General features: G+C 72.1%; 17 protein-coding genes and 1 tRNA gene. 2 read left to right on the top strand and 16 right to left on the bottom strand.

Translation table 11 applies throughout. From position 1 onward, the window contains the following. Window positions 1–60: 60 nt before the first annotated feature. The 4 genes from ACFVS6_RS24510 to ACFVS6_RS24495 all read right to left on the bottom strand — a co-directional run bounded on the left by ACFVS6_RS24510 (window position 61) and on the right by ACFVS6_RS24495 (window position 4,269). Window positions 61–1,845 carry a DEAD/DEAH box helicase gene (locus ACFVS6_RS24510; RefSeq protein ID WP_281209574.1) on the bottom strand — a complete coding sequence of 595 codons (1,785 nt, stop codon included), beginning with the start codon at window positions 1,843–1,845 and terminating at the stop codon, window positions 61–63. Window positions 1,846–2,148: 303 nt separating this feature from the next. Further along, window positions 2,149–2,520 (bottom strand): type II toxin-antitoxin system death-on-curing family toxin, encoded by a 372-nt coding sequence (locus ACFVS6_RS24505; RefSeq protein ID WP_389706892.1) that lies wholly within the window; start codon window positions 2,518–2,520, stop codon window positions 2,149–2,151. Next, entirely contained in the window at window positions 2,520–2,717 is a 198-nt protein-coding gene (locus ACFVS6_RS24500; RefSeq protein WP_389706890.1) for a plasmid mobilization protein, read from the bottom strand. The genes ACFVS6_RS24505 and ACFVS6_RS24500 overlap by 1 nt, the downstream gene beginning before the upstream one ends. A 94-nt stretch (window positions 2,718–2,811) precedes the next feature. Continuing rightward, window positions 2,812–4,269 carry an MFS transporter gene (locus ACFVS6_RS24495; RefSeq protein WP_389706889.1) on the bottom strand — a complete coding sequence of 486 codons (1,458 nt, stop codon included), beginning with the start codon at window positions 4,267–4,269 and terminating at the stop codon, window positions 2,812–2,814. Window positions 4,270–4,487: 218 nt separating this feature from the next. Between ACFVS6_RS24495 and ACFVS6_RS24490 the strand changes: the two genes are divergently transcribed. Then, window positions 4,488–4,559: transfer RNA gene (locus ACFVS6_RS24490), tRNA-Cys, on the top strand. A gap of 70 nt (window positions 4,560–4,629) precedes the next feature. Here ACFVS6_RS24490 and ACFVS6_RS24485 read toward each other — a convergent pair. The 12 genes from ACFVS6_RS24485 to ACFVS6_RS24430 all read right to left on the bottom strand — a co-directional run bounded on the left by ACFVS6_RS24485 (window position 4,630) and on the right by ACFVS6_RS24430 (window position 19,732). Next, window positions 4,630–4,908 carry a hypothetical protein gene (locus ACFVS6_RS24485; RefSeq protein WP_389706887.1) on the bottom strand — a complete coding sequence of 93 codons (279 nt, stop codon included), beginning with the start codon at window positions 4,906–4,908 and terminating at the stop codon, window positions 4,630–4,632. Between the two features lie 266 nt (window positions 4,909–5,174). Further along, window positions 5,175–7,469 (bottom strand): hypothetical protein, encoded by a 2,295-nt coding sequence (locus ACFVS6_RS24480; RefSeq protein ID WP_389706885.1) that lies wholly within the window; start codon window positions 7,467–7,469, stop codon window positions 5,175–5,177. Window positions 7,470–7,477: 8 nt separating this feature from the next. Then, window positions 7,478–7,900, bottom strand: coding sequence for a hypothetical protein (locus tag ACFVS6_RS24475; RefSeq protein ID WP_389706883.1), 423 nt, complete (start codon window positions 7,898–7,900; stop codon window positions 7,478–7,480). Between the two features lie 56 nt (window positions 7,901–7,956). After that, window positions 7,957–9,126 (bottom strand): type VII secretion-associated serine protease mycosin, encoded by a 1,170-nt coding sequence (gene mycP / locus ACFVS6_RS24470; RefSeq protein WP_389706881.1) that lies wholly within the window; start codon window positions 9,124–9,126, stop codon window positions 7,957–7,959. A 21-nt stretch (window positions 9,127–9,147) separates the two neighbouring features. After that, window positions 9,148–10,578: a hypothetical protein gene (locus ACFVS6_RS24465; protein WP_389706879.1), complete on the bottom strand. Its 1,431-nt coding sequence runs from the start codon at window positions 10,576–10,578 to the stop codon at window positions 9,148–9,150. Then, the gene (locus ACFVS6_RS24460) at window positions 10,578–11,099 is read right to left on the bottom strand and encodes a DUF2563 family protein (RefSeq protein ID WP_389706878.1); all 522 of its coding nucleotides are present in this window, start codon (window positions 11,097–11,099) and stop codon (window positions 10,578–10,580) included. The genes ACFVS6_RS24465 and ACFVS6_RS24460 overlap by 1 nt, the downstream gene beginning before the upstream one ends. Before the next feature lie 95 nt (window positions 11,100–11,194). Beyond that, the gene (locus ACFVS6_RS24455) at window positions 11,195–13,492 is read right to left on the bottom strand and encodes a xanthine dehydrogenase family protein molybdopterin-binding subunit (RefSeq protein ID WP_389707003.1); all 2,298 of its coding nucleotides are present in this window, start codon (window positions 13,490–13,492) and stop codon (window positions 11,195–11,197) included. A gap of 65 nt (window positions 13,493–13,557) precedes the next feature. After that, window positions 13,558–15,738, bottom strand: coding sequence for a 2Fe-2S iron-sulfur cluster-binding protein (locus ACFVS6_RS24450; RefSeq protein ID WP_389706876.1), 2,181 nt, complete (start codon window positions 15,736–15,738; stop codon window positions 13,558–13,560). Then, on the bottom strand, window positions 15,735–16,655 hold the full coding sequence (locus tag ACFVS6_RS24445; protein ID WP_389706874.1) for an FAD binding domain-containing protein: 921 nt from the start codon (window positions 16,653–16,655) through the stop codon (window positions 15,735–15,737). The genes ACFVS6_RS24450 and ACFVS6_RS24445 overlap by 4 nt, the downstream gene beginning before the upstream one ends. A gap of 351 nt (window positions 16,656–17,006) precedes the next feature. Further along, complete coding sequence (locus ACFVS6_RS24440) at window positions 17,007–18,698, bottom strand: beta-N-acetylhexosaminidase (RefSeq protein ID WP_389706872.1); 1,692 nt, start codon at window positions 18,696–18,698, stop codon at window positions 17,007–17,009. Between the two features lie 160 nt (window positions 18,699–18,858). Beyond that, window positions 18,859–19,143, bottom strand: coding sequence for a DUF3039 domain-containing protein (locus tag ACFVS6_RS24435; protein WP_281211013.1), 285 nt, complete (start codon window positions 19,141–19,143; stop codon window positions 18,859–18,861). Between the two features lie 28 nt (window positions 19,144–19,171). Further along, window positions 19,172–19,732 (bottom strand): YqgE/AlgH family protein, encoded by a 561-nt coding sequence (locus ACFVS6_RS24430; RefSeq protein WP_281211014.1) that lies wholly within the window; start codon window positions 19,730–19,732, stop codon window positions 19,172–19,174. Between the two features lie 263 nt (window positions 19,733–19,995). On the opposite strand from ACFVS6_RS24430, the gene murA reads away from it, so the two are divergent. After that, entirely contained in the window at window positions 19,996–21,333 is a 1,338-nt protein-coding gene (gene murA, locus ACFVS6_RS24425; RefSeq protein WP_356875250.1) for a UDP-N-acetylglucosamine 1-carboxyvinyltransferase, read from the top strand. Window positions 21,334–21,358 lie beyond the last annotated feature (25 nt).

The raw sequence follows: 21,358 nt of genomic DNA, 5'->3' as shown, positions 1-21,358 counted from the left end.
ATCCGTTCTCCAGGTGGACGGCCGCGACGCGCTACCGCATACGCGTGGCCCACTGACGCGCTACCGCATCCGCGTGGCCCACTCCTGGACCTTCTTGATCCGCTCGCGCAGCTGACCCGCCGTGGCCTCCGCGCTCGGCGGTCCGCCGCACACGCGCCGCAGCTCGGTGTGGATCACCCCGTGCGGCTTGCCGCTCTGGTGGACGTACGCGCCCACCATCGTGTTCAGCGACTTGCGCAGCTCCAGCAGTTCCTTGTGGGAGACCACCGGTCGCCGGTCGGCGGGCAGCTCCAGCAGGTCCGCCTCCGCGTCCGGCTTGCGCCGGCTGTGCGCGATCTGCCGCGACTGCCGCTTCTGGAGCAGCATCTGCACCTGGTCCGGCTCCAGCAGCCCGGGGATGCCGAGGTAGTCCTGCTCCTCCTCGCTGCCGGGGTGGGCCTGCATCCCGAACTCGGCGCCGTCGTAGAGGACCCGGTCGAAGACGGCGTCGGACTCCAGCGCCTCGAAGGACATCTGTTCGTCCTCGGCGAGGTCCTCGTCCTCCAGCTTGTTCGCCTCGTCCATCTCCTTCTCGGACTCGGCGTACGGATCCTCCTCGCCCTGCTTCTTCGGCTTGTCGAGGACGTGGTCGCGCTCGACCTCCATCTCGTTGGCGAAGCCGAGGAGGTAGGGGATCGTCGGAAGGAACACGGACGCGGTCTCGCCGCGCCTGCGCGATCGCACGAAGCGGCCCACGGCCTGCGCGAAGAACAGCGGCGTCGAGATCGTCGTCGCGTACACGCCCACCGCGAGGCGCGGGACGTCGACGCCCTCGGACACCATGCGGACGGCGACCATCCAGCGGTCGTCGTTCCCACTGAAGGTGTCGATGTTCTTCGAGGCGCCGGTGTCGTCGGAGAGCACCAGGGTCGCCTTCGTCCCGGTGATCTCGCGGATCAGCTTGGCGTAGGCGCGTGCCGAGTCCTGGTCGGAGGCGATGACCAGGCCGCCCGCGTCGGGGATGCCCTTCCTGACCTCGGTCAGGCGCTGGTCGGCGGCGCGCAGCACGTTCGGCATCCAGTCGCCGCGCGCGTCGAGCGCCGTGCGCCAGGCCTGGGAGATGGCGTCCTTGGTCATGGGCTCGCCGAGCCGGGCGGCGATCTCGTCGCCCGCCTTCGTCCGCCAGCGCATGTTGCCGCTGTAGGACAGGAAGATCACGGGCCGGACGACGCCGTCACCGAGGGCGTTGCCGTAGCCGTAGGTGTAGTCGGCCGAGGACCGCCGGATGCCGTCGTTGCCCTCCTCGTACGTGACGAAGGGGATCGGGTTCGTGTCGGACCGGAAGGGCGTACCGGTCAGGGCCAGCCGGCGGGTCGCCGGGTCGAAGGCCTCCAGGCAGGCCTCGCCCCAGGACTTCGAGTCGCCCGCGTGGTGGATCTCGTCGAGGATGACGAGGGTCTTGCGCTGCTCGCAGCGGTTGCGGTGCAGCATCGGGCGCACGCCGACGCCCGCGTACGTCACCGCGATGCCGTGGTAGTCCTTGCTCAGCGGGCCGGCCGAGTATTCGGGGTCCAGGCGGATCCCTATGCGCGCGGCGGCTTCGGCCCACTGCTTCTTCAGGTGTTCGGTCGGGGCGACCACGGTCACCTGCTGCACCACGTGGTGGTGCAGCAGCCAGGAGGCCAGGGTGAGCGCGAACGTCGTCTTGCCGGCGCCGGGGGTCGCCACCGCGAGGAAGTCGCGCGGCTGCTTCTCCAGGTACCGGTTCAGGGCACCCTCCTGCCAGGCACGCAGCTTGCTGGCGGTACCCCACGGCGCGCGGCCGGGGAAGGCGGGTGAGAGGTGGTGGGAGGCGGTAGTAGTCACGGTCTCCGGTTCGTCTCGGTCGCGGGTCGCGGTCGTAACGCGGTCATCCGCGGTCGTACGTAGGACAACCGGGCCACCTTACCGGCCCGCGCGCGCCCCTCGCGGAGGGACAGGCCCGTGACCTCGGCGGGTGCGGTGAGCGTCACACACGACGTCCACCGGGCCCGCCGGAGCGTCGCCCGGAGTGACGCGGGCGTCGCCCGGGCGTCACCTGTGCGCCGCCTCCCGGGGCGTCGCCCCGCGGGCCTCGCCTCGCGGGCCTCGCCTCGCGGGCCTCGCCTCGCGGGCTTCACCTCGCGGGCTTCACCGGGAGGCGAACCTCGGCAGCTGCTCGGCGATCTTGGGGACGTCCAGTACGCCCTGGCAGACGTCCAGCACGAACTGCTCGGCCTCGTCCACGTCGAACGCCCCGTCGAGCGGGTGTCCGTTCACGTGCAGGAAGACCCAGGTCGCGTACCAGGCGATGCGCTTGTTCCCGTCGATCAGGCCGTGGTTGCGGGCCAGGGACTCCATGAGGGCCGCGGCCTTCTGCCAGATGTCCGGGTAGGCGTCCTGCCCGAACACGCTCGCTTGCGGGCGTGCGAGCGCGGAGTCGAGCAGTCCGTAGTCGCGCACTTCGTTCGCCCCGAGACGCTCCGCGAGGTTCAGCAGCTCGGAGAGCGTGAGGTAGCGCATCAGGCGAGCCGTCGGTTCAGCTCCGCGCTCGCCTTGAGGACGTGCTCGGCCGCCTCGTCGAACAGTCGCGCGTGCTCGTTCACGGCGCCCATGACCGCGTCGTGCACGAAGGACTGCATGCTGCGGCCCTCCGCCTCGGCGCGCTCGCGCAGGGCTTCCAGTTCTTCTTCGGTGAATCTGACGTTGAGTCCGGCCATGACTTCACGGTACCGCGCGGTACCACTCGGTGCCATGAGGATTCCGGCGCCTGGCGGTGATGGTCGAGCCGGGGGTTCGGTCGGGTCCTGGCTGCTACGCCGGGTCCAGCCGGGTCGCGACCCAGGCGCCCACGAGCGCGACGGCGGCCATCGGCAGGAAGACCACCACGAACGCGGTCGGATGCGAGGCCCCCGCCGCGACGGCGTGCCCCGCCGCCCCCACCGCTCCCCCGCCGAGCGCGGCGAACGCGGCGCCGCCCGCGGCCAGCAGGACCACGTTCGCGAGGGCGTCCGAGATCTGCAGGGCGGCGGAGTTCGTCCCCGCCTCCTGCGGCGGGGACAGCTTGAGCAGCAGCACGCTCGTCGAACCGATCACCAGCCCCATGCCGAGGCAGCCGACGCCCCAGGCGAGAGCCAGGGTCCACACGGGCACGGACTCCACGAGCACGGCCGGGGCCGCCGCGATCGCGAACGCCACCATCACCATGCCGAGCACCATCAGCCGCTCACGGTAGGGCGCGGTCCGCCCCTTGGACTGCACCCAGGACCCGGCCGCCCAGGTCACCCCGCCCAGCGCGAGCGAGAACCCGGCCAGCGTCGGGCTCAGGCCCCGCTGGGTGACCAGCATCAGCGGCACGAAGCTCTCGGCGGCGATGAACGACCCCGCCGCCACCCCGCGCAACAGCACGACGGACGGCAGCCCGCGCCGCGCCAGGTACGTCCCGCGCGGCAGCAGCCCGAGCACGGCGGGCACCAGCAGCGCCGCGCCCACGACCCCGGGGAGCAGTGACAGCCACCGCAGGTCCTGGGCGGCGTACTGGAGCAGGGCCGCGCCGGCGGAGATCCCGAGGGCGAGCCGGATCCGCCGCCCGTCGAAGGCGGCGGGCCCCCCGCCGCCCTCGACGGGGCCGGAGGCGGTGCGCCGGATCGCGGGCAGCGCTATGGCGAGCGGAACGATGACGAGCGCCGGTATCCCGAGGAACACCCACCGCCACCCGAGGTGCTCGGTGACCGTCCCGGCGGCGAGCGGGCCGACGATCGACGGCACCACCCAGCTCGCCGCGAACGCCGCCATGATCGCGGGCCGCAGCCGCTCCTCGTAGGCCCGGCTGACCACGACGTAGAGGGCGACGATGACCAACCCGCCACCGAAGCCCTGCACGGCCCGCCCGAGCACGAACACCCACATGGCCCCGGCGGTCCCGGAACACACCAGCCCGGCGGCGAACGCCCCGATGCCGACGGTGAGCGGCCGCAGCGGCCCCTGCCGGTCCGACCACTGCCCGGACAGGACCATGGCGAACAGGCTGGTGGTGAAGTAGGCGGAGAACGCGAACGCGTACAGCGCGATCCCGTCCAGCTCCCGCGCGGCGACGGGCATGGCCGTCCCGACGGCGGTGGCCTCGAACGCGATCAGGAAGATCACCGAGATGATCCCGATGCTGAGCGCCCGGTACGCCGGCTCCATGATCCCGCCGGGCGGCGGCTGCGGCGACTGCACGGGCACGGTGGAATCGGACCCGCTCGGCACGCGGGGTTCAAGGGCGCTCATCGCCCCAGAGTAAGGTGCGTAGCCTGCGAGCGCCCCTGTCAATTAGTCCCATTCCGCCTCGGCCGGGCGACCTAGGTCCATGAACGCGACATGGCAGTCACATTGCAGCCCCCCGATTCGCCTTCCCCACCCCCGGGACTCCCCGTACGTTCATGACCAGCACCAAGCAACACCACGCAACACCGAGCAACACCGAGCAACATCACGCACCACCCCACAGCCGTGTGCCCGAGTGGTTGAGGGACTCGCCTGCAAAGCGAGTTACGCCGGTTCGATTCCGGTCACGGCTTCTACTGAAGGCCGTCCAGAGGCGGGAGGTCCCCTGGACGGCCTTCAGCACGTCCCGGGGCCCCGCCACCCCTACTGCCCGCACCGGGTCTGCTCCCGGGCGGCCGCCAGGTACTTCGCCATCAGCCGCGCGAACAACGCCCGCGAGGTCCCCGGCTCCATGTGCTCCACGGAGCCACTGATCCCCAACTCCAGCTCGAAGGCATCGGTAGGACCGTCACAGGTGAGGGCGACCCGGGCCCCGGTGTCCCACACGATCCCCTTGTCGCCGAGGGGGAGGGGGTCGGGCGGGGGCTGGTTTCGGTCGGTGTGCCAGAAGAAGCTTTGGCCCAAGGGTTGTCGTGTGGCCATGAAACGCACCCGGCCATTGCCATCAACATTGATGCTGCAGGTTGCCGCACGGCGCACCGCGCTCAGTCGGACATCGATCGGCGAGGTCTCTTCAACGACCTCGCCGTAACCCATCAGGGGCGCCAGCTCAGCCCTAGTAAACAGACCGAAACAGTTATATTCCGACAACTGTGGTGCTGCGGCCTTCTTCTCCTCGCCACCACACCCTGTAAGTAGCGCCGTAGCCAACCAGGCGGCACACAGGATCCGGAATTGAGTGGTCCGCATCAGGATCCACCGTTCGCTGTGGCTACCTGTCCCCGTCCGACCGCGTGGGCATTGGATGTCTCCGTGGATGCCACACCGGCGAGGGCGTTGATCGACCTCTGGTTCATTCCTGTCCCCTCAGCGGCATGGCGTACCGCCGCTGCCGCAGAAACGCCCGCCCCGGTCGCCGCATCCGTGTAGTCGATCGCGGCCTTCCCATTGACCTCGTCGGTCTTCGTCGCCTGGTCCTGTTCCGCTCCCTTGACCACGCTGTCGGTGATGTCCTCCTGGAGCCACGTCACGACGTCCCCCGCCAGCGGGACCATCTCCAGGTACTTGCCGCCCGCAGCGTCGATGCCGCGTTCGATCCACTTCGCGTTGTCCTCCACGCCCTGGACGTACTCCTCCTGCTTGTGCGCGCTCTCGGCGAAGACGCCCTCCGCCCGGGCCTGGGAGAGGATTCCGGCGATCTGGCCGCCCGGGTGGACGGCGCTCTTGATCGCCGCGTCGACCTCCTCGTACTCGGCCCGGTGGACGATCACGTCGTTCACCAAGGTCGTCGTGAAGGCCCGCTGGGCGTTGGTCATCGCGCCGTACGCGTCCGGGTCCTGCCCCACCGCCCCGACGAAGCTCGCCATGGCGGACTTGTCGAACTCGGCCATCTCGCCGTTCGCCCGGATCATCCGACTGCCGTTCTCCGCCGACGCCTGGATGTCCGGCATGTACTCCGCCGCCATCTGCCCGAAGTGGCCGGACAGGCCCTTCAGCGGCCCGTCCGGCTTTCCGGGGTCGGCCGCCACCAGTTCCGGCTTGTCGCCGATCTTCTCGACGATCCGTTCCATGACGGCCGCCATCTCCTTCGTGTGCGGCACCGGCGGAGAGTCCTCGTCCCCGGGGGACCGGTGGGAGACGGCGGCCATGAGCGCGTCGCCCACCGCCTGCTGTCCCGCGTGCAGGCCTCCGGTTCGCGTGGCGTCGAAACCGTCCGTACCCGGAGGCTTGTCGAGCATGTAATCGACCATGCCCTGTGCCTTGCCGTACTGCCCCGGGACCGTCCTGTCCGCCGTCGTGACGATGCCGTCGCGGTTGCTGTCCTCGCGGACGGGCTCGTTGAAGAAGGCCGTGGCCGCCTCGGGGTTGTTGCCGAGGGCCTCCATCAGCCCGGTGAGCGGGTAGAAGCCCTTGCCGCCCTCCACACCGTGGTTGAGGGCCATGTCCATGTCGTACGGAACCCCGTACGCCCATCCGTTGGGGTCCTTGCGGTCCATGGCGACCATGTCCCGTCCGACCGACGTCAGGAACTCGGTGTCGTACGTGCCCTCGCGCAGCAGCGAGCCCAGCGCCTGGTACCCGAAGACCCTGGCGTTCAGCCCGGCGACGCCGGTGACGTCCAACTCCTTGTGGCCGGCCCTCATCAACTGCCGTGTCCAGGCGGCGTCGAGGTGGTGCGGAACGTCCTTGTGCGTGGCCAGACCGAGCATGGCGCCCATGTCGCTCTGGATGTTGGCGACCATCATCTGACGATCCCGACCCGTGGGGCCCAGGCCGGTGGCGTCCAGCGACATCTTCGCGTACATCTCCAACGTGCCTTCGGCGCCGACCGAACGGTAGAAGGACGTCGCGAACTCGGGATCCGTCCGGTTGTCGTCCAGCAGCTCCTCCAGTTCGCGCAGCGCCCCGATGTTGCGGGCCGTACCGCCCTCGCCGGAGACCGTCCGCATCAGGGCGGCCGCGCGGGCGGACTGTTCCGCGTCCAGGGTCGCGAACTTCGGAGCACCGAAGTTGTGGTCCTCGGCGACGTTGGCCCGCAGGACGCGCACCAGCGAGTCGTCCGCGTCCTGCGCGTCCTCCACCGCCCGGTCGACCCGCTGCTGCCACAGTTGCCGGTTCGTGCGGAGGAGTTCCTGGTAGTCGGGGTCGTGGCGGGCGGCGTTCCGGTCCGCTTCCGTCGGAAGCGGCACGACGACGACCCGGCCTGCGCCGTCGACCCGGAAACCCGCCGCCGGCGCGTCCTCGGCGATCTTCTTCAGCTGCTCGCGGGCGACCTTGAAGGTGGTGTGCGCGTCCGTGAGCACCAGGTGGACGCCCTTGGCCTCCTTGGCCGCGTCCTCGAACTCCTTGGCCGTCTTGGTGACGAACGGTCTGGCCACGCCGGCGGTGACCCCGCTCCACTCGGCCTTGTCGGACTTCGCCTTCATGCCGTTGCGCGCGCTCTCGGCCAGCTCGTCGAGCTTGCCCGCCATCGCCTGCCAGTCACTCGCGGCCGTCAGGAGCTTGTCGAGCGGGGCGTTCAGCACGTTCTCGTACGTCAGCACGGGCCCGCCTACTTGAGGTATCCGTCGAGCTTGGACGTGGTGAAGGCGGCGTAGAGCTGTTGCTCGTCCTTGTTGTGGGACGAGAGCGAGTAGTTCAGCCCGTTGGAGATCTGGGCGCAGGCGGCGACGAGGGTCTTCACCTGGCTCTCCCAGCGCGCGTTCACCCTGCTCAGGGCCGCGCCGCTCGCGAATCCCTCCCGCGCCAGCGCGCCGGCCGCCTCGGCGGTCGCGGTGGCGGCGTGCTTGCCGTCGGTCTGGAGGCGCGAGTGGAGCCGGTGCGCCTCGGAACCGACGGCCCCGATGTGGTCCTGGTCGAGTTCCAGGTCCGCGCCGCCGGCCTGGGGTCCGGGCGGGGACGCCCGATCGAGTCGCAGGGAGACGTTGGCCGCAGCCGTGGCGCGGGCGGCGGACCATTCCTCGTCGAACGACATCGTGTGCGCTCCTGGGTCGGGTCGGTTGTGGTCGGGGTGGCTGTGGTCGGGTCGGGTCAGCGTTTGGTACGGCGTACGACGGCTGCGGCGACGGCCCCACCGATGAGGAGGCAGGCTCCGAGCCCGAGCGCGAGCCAGGGGGGTCCGTCCCCCTTACGCTCCCCCTCCCCCACTCCCTGGGCGGCGGGCCGGTGGGCGGGGCCGGCGGCGGGCGGCGGCGTCCTCCCGGCCTCGACCTCGGCCGCAGCCGCAGCCAGGTCTGGGAGCGGGAACACGTCCGCCGGCCCGGGATCCCCGGGCGCGGGCACCGCAATCCGGGGGCGCACGACGCCGTAGCCGACGTAGTCGTTCCGCTCGACGCCGTCCACGGGCTTCCCGGCGGTGTTCAGGAGGACCCGGAGAACCTGGTTGTTGGTCCAGCCGGGGTGCGCGGCCCAGACGAGCGCGGCGGAGGCGGACGCGAGCGCGGACGCGTCACTGGTCCCGTGACTGGTGCACAGCCCGGTCCGTCCCGCACAGGCCGTGACAATGTCCACGCCGGGCGCCGCCATGTCCACCTGCGGCCCGTGCTGCGATTCCCGGGTGGCTGCGCCTTCGGCATCAACCGCCCCGACACCTACGACACCAGGCGTTGCAGCGGGATAGCGCAGATCGTTCAGGGTCTCCGCGTCATTCCCGGCGGCTGCGAAAATCAACTTTCCCTTGGCGAGCGCATACTTCACTGCGTCCAGGCGTGCCGGGTCCTCGATGTCCGTACCCATGGAGATATTGATGATCTTCGCGGTCGAGTCTGCGGCATGGCGAATGGCTTGTGTCCAGGATGCACGTGCGGGGTCGCCCTCGATCGGAACGCGGATCGGAAGGATCTTTGCGTCCGGAGCAAGCCCAATCGCCCCATCTCCGCTGGGATGTTCTCCGCTTCCGGCGATGATCGCGGCCATGGAAGTGCCGTGATGGTCGTAGTCCGTACGCTCATCACCTTCTTGTGATGCCGCCAGATCCCGCCCAGGCACGACCTGACCCTCCAACTCGGGAACGCGGGCCACACCACTGTCGATGACGGCGACGGTGATTCCCTTGCCCGTGCTGGTCTTCCAGATCTCATCGGCTTTCATGGCATCGAGGTGCCACTGCTGTTCCCGAATCGTCTGCGCGAGGGCAGGATTCACCGCCACCCCGGTCAGCAGCAGACCCACCACGGCCGAGGTCGACTTCTGCATGCGCATCCCGTGCAAGGTCCGTTCTGCTCAGTCGATCACCGGCGGGACAACGCGATGGTTGCTCTGCCAGGTCTCTTCGTCCTCGATCAGGTAGTCGGGGCGGCTCTCCGCCTGATCGCTCCGTCGGCTCCCCTGCGGCTGGCCGGTCGCACCGGCGTGACCCATGGCCCCGCCAAACGGGCCCGACCCCATTCCGTTGCGCACCAAACCTGACCCTCCCTCGGTGAACGGCCTGCCCCCCGTCAACGCCTGTCGTCCGCCTACGACAGCGCCCGGCTCCATCGACAGCCGGCGACCGGACACTGTGCCCGGGCTGCCGAGTGGTGCGCCCAGAGCACCCCCCGCGCTGCGGGCCATCGGGTGCGCACCGTCCGCACCGATCACCGTGCCACGAGGAATTCCCGTAATCGGGGTGTTGGGGGCGAGGGGCCGCCCGCCGAAAAAACCTGAGTCATGACCGGACGGAGGACTGGTGACACCCATCCGACTCACTCCGCCACCAGCACCCGGGGGTTTAGTGCCGACTGGATTCGCGCCCCCGGAGCCGTGCACGCCAGTGGTCGGCGGCAGCGTGGCAAGTGGAACCGGTCCTGGTGCCGCTGCCGCGCCCATTCCACTGCTCACCGGCCCGATCCCCACTCCCCCGGACGTATGCGTGGGCGGTTCCATCGTCCGGTTCGGCGGTGTCACAACCTGGTCGAGGCTCAAGCCCACGTCACTGCCGGAACCGGCCGATGCCCGTCCTGCTTCCATGCCCGCAAGCGGGAAACCGTCCTGGGCGCCCGAGGGACGAAGCGGGTGGTCAGGCCAGTTGTGCGGCGCGCCGTGTGTCATGAGCGGCACAGGGTCCGCTCCGTGGCCCGCGCCGACCTCCCGTCCTGGCTCACCACCTGAGCGAGCGAGGTTGCTCGAACCCGAGTACCCCCCAGGCACGAACACCCCCGGCGGGGGTGGGAACGTCGGGGTTTCGGCTCGGGTCAGTTGGGTTGCCGAGGCCTCGTAGGACTGGGCCAGCTTCGTCAGTTGCTGGATCGCTCGTTCGTGGTCGGCGTTGAGCTTGGTGTGGGCCGTTCGGGCGGCTTCCCCGGCGTCGGGGTCGTTGTGGTTCGCTCGGGCCGATCGGAGGTTCGCCGCCGCGGCGGTGTCGTACGGCGGGGTGTTGGCCTTGACCTCGATCATGGTCTGGGCGGCTTCGGTCAGCCACTTGCCGGCCTCGGCGCCATATGCGGACAGCCGGAGCGTCGCATTGCCCGCGCGGCCGACCCAGTCCCGGAAGGCGTCGGCGGCCTCGCCCTCCCAGCCCCCGACCCGGTGCCTCTTGAGGCTTTCGCCGATCTCCTCGATCGCCTTCGCGGCGTTCGCGAGTTGAGCGGCCCGCGCCGTGACCGCCTCCGGGTCGATGGAGGCGATCATGGCCAGCAGCCCCTCGTGCGTGTGACCCTCGAAGTCCGTGGCCATCAGAGGCTGCCCTCCGCCGTGCTCGCGCCGGGCCGTTCGGCCGGTGCGTCCGGCCCCGCCTCCAGGGGCGCCCGCTCCTCGCGCGCCCGCTCCTCGCGGGTTCGCGGGTCGCGGTCGGGTACGTAGTCCCGCTTCGACTGTCCGACGAGGGCCCGCATCCGTTGCCGCGTGTCCTCGTCCACGTCCCCGTAGCCCTTGCCCGCCGTCCGGATCGCGATGCCCAGGGCCTCGATCTGGGCCGCCAGGGCGCGGGAGAGGGAGCGGAGTTCGGTGTGGACCGTCGAGTACGCACGGAAGAGGGAATCCGCTTCGGCGAAGCCACCGCCCAGCGCGCCCCGCGCGAGGGCGCCGTGGGCGAGTCGTCCGTCGGCGGCCTCGGAGCCGTCGAGTTCCTCCAGGAGGGCGTCGACCAGTTTCCGGTAGCCGGTCATCGACGCGTACTCGACCTCCAGGGCCCGGGCCTGCCGCGTCAGGGCGTCCGCGACGCCCCCGGCGACACCGGCCCCGGATGCCCCTGACACCGCCGCCACACCGGCCTCCCGTCACGCACCGGGTACGTTCGCGCACCCACCGTGATCACTCTAGCCCGGGGCGGCCGGCAACGCGGCGCGTCCGATCAGGAGTTGGGTGCCGCCACCGGCGCCGCCACCGCGGCCGACGGGCGGATCGGGATCCGGTTCACCGGCCGGCCCGTGGCCGCCCGGACGGCCGAGGCGATCGCCGCGGGGGTGGTCACCACCGGAACCGCGCTGGCCGCCTTCGCGCCGAACGGGGCCACCACGTCGCGCTCCTCGACGAGCTTGACGATGCGTACCGTCGGGGCGTCCAGCGACGTCGGCAGGGCGTAGCCCGTCAGGTCCGGGTGGCGTACGAGGCCGGCGATCGAGCGGAGGTTCTCCGTCAGGGCGGCGCCCACGCCCTGGGTGACGCCCGCTTCGATGCGGGCTTCCAGTTGGCGCGGGTTGAGGACGCAGCCGACGTCCTGCGCGACGGCCAGTTCCACGACCCGGACCGAGCCGAGTTCGATGTCCACGTCGACGACCGCGCGGATCGCGCAGAACGCCAGGCCGACGAACGCGTCGCCCTGCCCGTCCGCGTCCAACGGCTCCGTCGGATGGGGGCGGCACTGGGCGGTCGCCCAGAGCTCCTTGCCCTCTATCGCCTCCGGGACGGACATCGAGAACGCGCCGTCGTACGACGTGATCCGGCCGTCCGCGATCTGCAGCAGCTCGGTCGACATGCCGAGCTTGTGCGCCATGGGTTGCAGGAGTTGGGTGCGGACCATCTTCGCCGCGCGTTCCACCGCGCCGCCCGACACCCACGTGTGGCGGCCGTGCGCCGACGGGCCGGCCGGCGGCTGGTCGGTGTCGACGGGGGCCATCGCCACCTCGTCGACGCCGAGGACCTCCTGGACGATCTGGCGGGCCAGCGTCGCGAAGCCCTGGCCGGTGTCGACGGCCGCGCAGATGACGGTCGCGGTGCCGCCGACCACCTTCACGGTGGCGGTGGAGACCTCGTCCGCGCCCTCCGCCCCGAGCATGTGGACCATGCCTACGCCGTACCCGACCCCGCGCCGCACCGCCCCGGGCTCGCCCGCGCCCTCGGGGCCGCCCGGCAGCAGCCATTCCTCCTCCGGGGTGTCCTTGGGGAGGGAGGGCAGCGGGTAGTCCCGTACGGAACGCAGCAGTTCCGCCACGGGCGCCGGGCAGGTCACCGTCTGGCCGGTGGGCAGGATGTCGCCGGTGGCCATGACGTTGCGCATGCGCAGCTCGGCTCCGTCGATGCCGAGCGCGGCGGCCAGCTTGTCCATCTGGCCCTCGTAGGCGGCGCAGACCTGCATCGCGCCCTCGCCCCGTACGTGGCCGGAGGGCGGGTTGTTCGTCCGGACCGCCCAGCCCTCGACGAAGGCGTGCGGGACGACGTACGGGCCGCAGGCGAAGGCCACGGCCGCGGCCAGGGACTCGGAGGAGGCGTCGGCGTAGGCGCCCGCGTCCATCAGGATCTGCGCCTCGACCTTGACCAGCCGGCCCTCGGCGTCCGCGTGGTGGCGGTAGCGCAGCAGGGTCGGGTGGCGGTGGGCGTGGCCGAGGAAGGACTCCTCGCGGGTGGCGGCCAGTTTCACGGGGCAGCCGGTGCGCAGGGCGAGGAGGCCCAGCGGCAGTTGGAAGGCGGGGTCCTCGCGGTCGGAGGTCGCGCCGGGGACGCCGGTCACGACGACCCGTACCCGGTCCGGCTCCAGGCCGAAGCAGGCGGCGGCGAGGTCGCGGTCGGTGTGCGGGTCGGTGGAGGCGGTGTAGATCTCCACGCCCCCGTCGGGCCGCGGCACGGCCAGGCCGGCCTCCGCGCCGATGGGCGCGGGGTCCTGGCGGCCGATCCGGTAGAGGCCCTCGACGACGATCTCACCGGTCGCCTCGGGGTCGCCGTAGCGCAGCGGGATGTGCCGGATCAGGTTGCCGTCGGGGTGGAGCGGGGCGGCGCCGAAGGACTGCTCGGGGTCGGTGACGGGGTCGAGGAGCTCGTACTCGACCGCGATGGCGGCGGCCGCGAGGCGCGCCGTGTCGGGGTGGTCGGCGGCGACGGCGGCGATGGGCTCGCCGTGGTGGCGCACGACGTCGTGGGCGAAGACGGGCCGGTCGGCGATGCGGCGGCCGTGCGTGCCGGCGCCGGGGACGTCGAGGTGGGTGATGACGGCCCGGACGCCGGGCATCTCGGCGGCGGCCGAGGTGTCGACGGACAGGATCCGGGCGTGGGCGTGCGGGGAGCGCAGCACGGCGGCCCACAGGAGGCCCTCGGCCCACAGGTCGGCGGCGTACGGGAAGGTGCCCTCGGCCTTGGGGCGGGCGTCCGCCGAGGGGACGGAGGCTCCGATGCCGCGCGCGGTCCGCTGCTGGTCGCCGTCGCCGCCGACGGTCACCGTCGTGACGCCGGCCGTGGCCGTGGTGGTCGCCGTGGTCGTGGCCGTGGCCCCGTCGTGCCCGCTCACGCCATGCCTCCGTTGTGCTGGATCCCGAGATTGCCGGGGTGCCCGGGGTTGCCCGGGTTGCCCGTGATCCCGAGGTTGCCCGGGTTGCCGAGATGACCGGAGTCGCCCGGACCGCCCGCGCCGCCGGAACCACCCTGGACGCCACCCTGGACGCCGCCCTCGCCGGGCAGTGCCTGGTGCGGGATCCGCGGCTCGCCCGCGCCGCCCGCGGAACCGCCCGCCGTCGCCTCGTCGTCCGTGCCGGTCGCCGCCGGCGCCCCGCGTTCCGCGACGACCTCGCGGACCGCCTCGATGACGCCCTTGTAGCCGGAGCAACGGCACAGGTTGCCGCACAGCGCCTGCCGGGTCTCCAGGTCGCTGGGGGCGTGGTTGCCCTCCAGCAGGTCATGGATGGTCATGGCCATGCCGGGGACGCAGAACCCGCACTGCACCGCACCCGACCTGCACAACGCCTGCTGCACGTCCGAGAGTTCCCCGTCCGTGGCCAGCCCCTCCACGGTGCGGACCTCGCTGCCGGCGGCCGTCGCGGCCGGAACCAGGCAGGAGGCGACGAGCCGGCCGTCGACCTGCACCGCGCAGGCCCCGCACTCGCCCTGCGAGCAGCCGTCCTTGGCGCCGGCCAGGCCGAGGCGCTCGCGCAGCACGTACAGCAGGGACTCGCCGATCCAGGCGGCGGTGACGGGCCGGTCGGCGCCGTTGACCCGCAGCACGTAGGAGGCCGCCGGGTGCTCGTGCTGGGCGACGGCGGGGCTTTCCTCGTCCTCGTACGTCGCCCCCTGCACCGGGAATCCCTCGGCGTCGTCCTCGGCCGGGGGTGCCTGGTCGCTGTCGGCGGTGCCGTCGTCCGGCACGGGCGCGGCCTGCGCTTCGCCCGGTGCGGGCGGCGCGGCCTCGAATCCGTGTCCGTGCGTGTCACCGGGGCCCGTGGCAGCCCCGGCTTCCACCGGACGGGGCCGCTCCTCCGCGACCGGCGTCAGCGCCGGGCCGTGGTCGGCGTCGATGTCCGGGGTGGCGTGCAGCAGCGGCTCCGGCTCGGGCAGCGGCTCCGGGAGCGGGGTGCCCACACCGGGGCCGCCCAACACCCTCGGGCCGCGCCCCGCGGCGCCCGCCCCGGGCCCCGCGGTCCGCGCGGCGTCCTCGCCGGCTCCGGCCGGTCCGGTCCCGCCCGGCAGCACGCCGCCGGTCAGCATCCCGGCGCCCGCGGCCCCGGCGTCGGCGGGGGTCTGCACCCAGGGGGCGGCGGCTCCGCCCGGCAGCGTCACCGGAGCCCGGCTCCAGTCGGCGTCCGCGGACCGCTCCTGGGACTCCCCGGAGGGCGCCCCGACGCCGGCCGCGCCGCCGAAGGTGTCCGTCCGTCCGTCCTCCTGGTAGCCCCCGGCGTACCCGCCCCGGTACTCGCCCGGGTAACCGTCCTGGGATGCGCCCGCGAATCCGTCGGCACCCGCGAACTCGCCCGTACCCGCGAATCCGTCGGCACCCGCGAAGCCGTCCACGCCCGAACCACCCGAAGAACCCGAACCACCCGAAGAACCCGCGTAGCCCGAAACACCCCCGAAGTCCTGCACGTTCCGGAAGTCGGAGTAGCCCGAAGGGTCGGAGAAGTCCGTGAACTGCCCGGTGTCGCCGGAAAGTTCCGTTCCGCCCGCTCCGCCGGTGGGCAGCGTCCACTGCCCGGTGCTCACGGACTCGTCGGACTGCTGCGACGCCTCGGGGAACCGCCATTCGGCCGTCGCGGACGGATCGGGGTCGTGGCCGGTCTCCTCCGGGCCGCCGTCCCCGTAGGCGGCCGCCACGGACGGCGGCAGCGGGATCGACGCCGGGATCGGCCCGCGGCCCGGCGCCGTGTCGGCGCCCGCCCCGCCCGCGCTGCCCGTTCCGGCCTCCGGCCACTGGACCGGCATGGTCCAGGTGCCCGTGGCCGTCGGGTCGGCGCTGGCCGAGCCGAGCGGCACGATCATCGGCGGCGGCACGTACCCGTGTCCGGGGGCGGCGAGGGGCTCGCCGCTGTCGAGGGCGTCCAGCATGTGTTGCGGCAGCTTCACGAAGGCCGTGGCCTCGGAGTCGAATTCGCCGCCGTGCGGCACCGGCTCCCAGCCCCAGTCGGCGCCCGCGCCGCCCCCGTTGCCCGAGTTGCCCGAGTTGCCGGTCGTTCCGCTCACGTTCTCGTTCTCACTCATGAGGTCAGTGCCCTCCCCAGGGCCCTGCGCGCCAGCACGGCCACCGTCCGCCGCAGATGCAGTACTCCGGAGGACACCGGTTCCCCCTGGTCGGGCACACAGGCGGCCGCGACGTACTCGCCGAAGGCCTCCAGCGCCTCGGGGGCCAGGGTCCGTTCCCCGTCCCAGTCGATCAGCGAGGCCACCCACTGCTCGGCCTCCAGCGGCCTCAGCGGCATCGGGGCGACCGCGCCGACGGCGCACCGCACTCCCCTGCGCGCCGGATCGAGCACGAGTCCGACGGAGGCCAGGGCCCGTCCCGGTCCCGTGCGGCCCGTGGCCTTCAGGAACACCTGCGGCGCGTGCAGCAGGGGCACCCGTACGAAACCGATCAGTTCGCCGGGCCGGAGCATCTCGCGGCCGGCCAGCAGGTGGGAGACGGGGATCTCGCGCCGCGACCCACCGGGGCCGACGATGATCAGCATCGCTTCCAGCGCCGCCAGCACCGGGAGGGCGTCACCGGTCGGGGCGGCCGTGGCGATGTTCCCGCCGAGGGTGCCCGCGTTGCGGATCTGCGGCGGGCCGGCGGCGCGGGCGGCGGCGGCGAGCGCCGGGATCAGGGCGGCGAAGTCCGGCCGTCCCATCCGGGCGTGCGTCAGTCCGGCGCCGAGCAGCGCGTGTCCGTCCTGGTACTGCCAGCCGCGGATCTCGTTGATCCGGCCGAGGCCCACCAGTGCGGCGGGCCGCAGCAGGCCCGCGTTGACGGCCGCCATGAGGTCGGTGCCGCCGGCCACGGGTACGGCCGCGGGCATGGCGGTGAGTGCCGCCACGGCCTCGTCGAGCGAGGTCGGCAGCGTCACGGACTGCGCCGCCTGGGCCGCATGCGGAGGTTGCGGCCCCTGAGCCGCATGCGATGCGTGCGGTGCGTGCGTGGTCAACCCAGCTGCCCCTTCCCGATGTCCCGGTCCCGGCGCTCACGCCTGTCCGCCGTACGGTACGTCCTCACCGCCGGGAGGTGGCAACTCTGGCACATCTTCCGGAGCACCCGGCGCGAGGGTCTCCCGGGTACCGCCCGACCCGGAACCGGCCCCGGCGCCGGACTTCGTGCCGCGCCCCCGCCGCGGACGCCGTCCGACCGTCGCGGGGACGCCCGGGCGGCGGTCGTACGACCACACGCCCGGGCGCCCGTTTTTCCCCGTATCAGCCTTATTCGGGAGAGAGTTCCAAAGGTTTCCGAAGAGTTCCGCTTCCGGCCATCGGACGGCACGGGGACGGCGCCCTCCCCGAGGTCACACGATCGGAGGCTCCCCCTCGATCGGCCGGCCCAGCACCCCCGGCCGGCGCTGCCACGGCAGCGGACCGCCCGGAGGCCGGTACTCCACGCCGAGCGCGTCGAGCCGCGCGTAGTGGGTCACCATCCGCGCCCCGAACCCGGCGTGGTCCCGGGATTCCGGTTCCGGCAGCGTCGACCACACCACCTCGGCGAAGGCCGCCAACCTCGGGAACACCTGGTAGTCGACGCGACTCTGGTTCTCCATCACCTCGGTCCACACGTTGGCCTGCGCGCCCAGCACGTGCGCGGCGGCCTCCGGGGAAAGCTTCGGCGGCACCGGCTCGAAGCGGTACACGTCCTCCAGGGACCGCACGTACCCGATGGGCATCGGCTCGTCCGGGCCGTCCGCCTGACGGTGGTCCAGGTACACCTGCTGTTCCGGGCACATCACCACGTCGTGCCCGGCCTCGGCTGCCGCGACCCCGCCGGCGTAGCCCCGCCAGGAGGACACGACGGCGCCCTTGCCGAGGCCCACGGCACTCACCTCGTCACCGGACTCCGCGGCCCGCGCGCCGGCCCCCGCGCCGCCCTCCAGGATCTCGTCCCAACCGACGAGCCGCCGTCCGCGCTCCGCGAGCCAGCGGTCGAAGTGCCGGATGAACCAGGACTGGAGCCCGTCCTCCCCGTCCACGCCCAGCTCGGCGATCCGCTGCTGCGCGGCCGGGGAGGCCTTCCACTGCGCCTTGGGGCACTCGTCCCCGCCCACGTGGACGAAGGGGGACACCTCCACCGGGAACAGCTCCAGCAGCTCCTCGAAGACGCCTTCGTAGAACCGCAGTACGGCCTCGGTCGGCGCGAGGACGTTCTCCGAGATGCCCCAGTCGTCCCAAACCTCCAGGGCGGCGGTGTCGACCACGTCGGTGTTCCCGAGCTCGGGATAGGCGGCGATGGCCGCCTGGGAGTGCCCGGGCACGTCGATCTCGGGCACCACCCGCACGTGCCGTTCGGCGGCGTAGGCGACGATCTCGCGGATGTCGTCCTGGCTGAGGAAGCCGCCGTGGGGCGCCTCGTTCCACAGCGGCGAGGCCCGGTGCCCCCGACGGCTGCGGGCCCGCCACGCGCCGGTCGCCGTGAGCCCGGGGTGGCGCTTGATCTCGACGCGCCACCCCTGGTCGTCCGTCAGGTGCAGGTGCAGCACGTTGAGCTTGTGCGCGACGAGCAGGTCGATGTAGCGCAGCACCCCGTCCTTGGGGAGGAAGTGCCGGGCGACGTCGAGCATCATCCCGCGCCACCCGAAGCGCGGGCCGTCGGCGACGGCGGCGTACGGCAGGCTCCAGGTCCGCCCGGGCAGCGGCGCCCTGCGGTACGCGTCGGGGCCGAGCAGCTGACGCAGCGTCTGCGCGCCCCAGAACAGCCCGGCGGCCGAGGCGCCGGTCAGTTCGACGCCGTCCTCGCCGATGTCGAGGCGGTACGCCTCCGGTCCGTCGCCGCCCGCGCGCTCCGGGTCGACGGCCAGCCGTACGTCGCCCCGCGCGCCGGGGCCGGCGTCCGGGAGCTCCCACCCGGTGGCCGCTCCGAGTTCGCGGCGCAGCCACCGCGCGACACCTTCGGAGTCGGGCCCGACGGTCAGGGAGGGTCGGGGCCCGAAGGCGTACGTCCGTCCGTCCCCGTCGGGAACCGCGTTCCGGGGTGCGGGGATCAGGTCCATGCGTCAGCCCTTCGCCACAGACAGCGTGTTGCGCCCTGCGCAACGATCGTTCCGCAGGGCGCTCGTCGCGCCGACACTAACCCGGGCCGGGGGCACGCAAAAGGCCCCCGGCGCGCATCCGCGCACACGGGGACCTTCGGCGAACGGATCGAGGACCTTCCTACTTGTCCTTGCCGCCCTTGTCCTTGTCGCCACCGGCGCCCATGGACTCGTAGATCTCCTTGCACATGGGACAGACCGGGTACTTCTTCGGGTCGCGGCCCGGGACCCAGACCTTGCCGCAGAGCGCGACGACGGGGGTGCCCCCGAGCGCGCTCTCCATGATCTTGTCCTTCTGGACGTAGTGGGCGAAGCGCTCGTGGTCGCCGTCGCCGTGGGACACCTGCGGCGTCGGCTCTACGAGGGTCCCCGTACCAGTCCCGCGATCGGGCTCAAGAGTGCTCATAAAGCCAGGGTACTGAACCCCACCCGGCTCAGTTCAGCGACGGGTCGTCCAGATAGGTGGCGACCATCGCGAGGTCGCTGCGCTGGCGGCGCAGGACCGCCCGCCAGAGCCGTTCGGGGTCGGGGAAGGAGACGTCGCCCGGTTCGGAGTCCACCACGTACCAGGCGCCGTCGCCCAGCTCGACCTCCAGCTGGCCCGGCCCCCATCCGGAGTAGCCGGCGAAGATGCGCAGCCCGCCCAGCGCCGCGGCCAGCAGTTCGGGCGGGGCCTCCAGGTCGACCAGGCCGATCGCGCCGTGCACCCGGCGCCACCCGAGCGGCCCCTCCTCGCCCGGGATCACGGCGACCCCCAACGCGGAGTCGAGCGCCACCGGTCCGCCCTGGAACACCACCCCCGGGTCACCGGCGAGCGGCGCCCACGGCAGCAGGATGTCCCTTACGTCCACCGGGGTGGGGCGGTTGAGGACGACGCCGAGGGAGCCCTGCTCGTCGTGGTCGAGCAGCAGGACGACCGCGCGGTCGAAATTCGGGTCCGCGAGGGCTGGGGTGGCCACGAGCAGCCGCCCTGTGAGGGAGGACACCTCGGTCATGCGGACATGATCCCGCACAATCGCCCTTCAGGGGGAGCGGACGGCGGTATCGGATCGTGCGCAGCTCAGGGCGCACGGCGGCAGCGAGGAGCGCGCACGGCGAAAACCCCCGGAAGTGAACGCTCCGCTACTTGCCGCGCACACAGGGTGCTGTACCGAATTCATGACAGTCCTACGGCCGCGTCAGCCATACAAACAAGGGGGTGGTGCCCCTTACCCTTTTCACTGATCCCCTGCCCATCCCTCTCCGGAACGCGAGATCCATGACCGGCAACGATGTCCTGCTTGTCCACGGCGGAACCCCGCTCGAGGGCGAGATCCGTGTCCGCGGCGCGAAGAACCTCGTGCCGAAGGCCATGGTCGCCGCTCTCCTCGGCAGCGAGCCCAGCCGTCTGCGCAACGTGCCCGACATCCGTGACGTCCGGGTCGTGCGCGGGCTCCTGCAGCTGCACGGCGTGACCGTGCGCCCCGGCGAGGAGCCGGGCGAGCTGGTGCTCGACCCGACCCACGTCGAGAGCGCGAACGTCGCCGACATCGACGCGCACGCGGGTTCCTCCCGGATCCCGATCCTCTTCTGCGGTCCGCTGCTGCACCGCCTCGGCCACGCCTTCATCCCGGGCCTGGGCGGCTGCGACATCGGCGGCCGACCGATCGACTTCCACTTCGACGTGCTCCGCCAGTTCGGCGCGACCATCGAGAAGCGCGAGGGCGGTCAGTACCTGGAGGCCCCGCAGCGCCTTCGCGGATGCAAGATCCGCCTGCCCTACCCGTCGGTCGGCTCGACCGAGCAGGTCCTGCTGACGGCCGTGCTGGCCGAGGGCGTGACCGAGCTCAGCAACGCCGCCGTCGAGCCGGAGATCGAAGACCTCATCTGCGTCCTGCAGAAGATGGGCGCGATCATCTCCGTCGACACCGACCGGACCATCCGCATCACCGGTGTCGACCGCCTCAGCGGCTACAACCACAAGGCGCTCCCGGACCGCCTGGAGGCCGCCTCCTGGGCTTCCGCGGCCCTGGCGACCGGCGGCAACATCTACGTCCGCGGGGCGCAGCAGCGCTCGATGATGACCTTCCTCAACACGTTCCGCCGGGTCGGTGGCGCGTTCGAGATCGACGACGAGGGCATCCGCTTCTGGCACCCGGGCGGCCCTCTCAAGGCGATCCACCTGGAGACGGACGTCCACCCGGGCTTCCAGACCGACTGGCAGCAGCCGCTGGTCGTCGCCCTGACCCAGGCCTCGGGCCTGTCGATCGTCCACGAGACGGTCTACGAGTCCCGGCTCGGCTTCACCTCGGCGCTGAACCAGATGGGTGCTCACATCCAGCTGTACCGCGAGTGCCTGGGCGGCAGCGCGTGCCGTTTCGGCCAGCGCAACTTCCTGCACTCGGCGGTCGTGTCGGGCCCCACGAAGCTCCAGGGCGCCGACCTGGTCATCCCCGACCTGCGCGGCGGGTTCTCGTACCTGATCGCGGCGCTGGCGGCCGAGGGCACCTCGCGCGTCCACGGCATCGACCTGATCAACCGCGGTTACGAGAACTTCATGGAGAAGCTCGTCGAGCTGGGCGCGAAGGTCGAGCTGCCGAACGGCGACCTCGTCTGATCCCCTCCGGGGCCCCACGGGGCCC

Source organism: Streptomyces sp. NPDC057939 (assembly GCF_042887545.1).
Taxonomy (GTDB): domain Bacteria; phylum Actinomycetota; class Actinomycetes; order Streptomycetales; family Streptomycetaceae; genus Streptomyces.
Note: the sequence above shows the minus strand (reverse complement) of the source record. Positions and strands in the feature narration are given on the sequence as shown.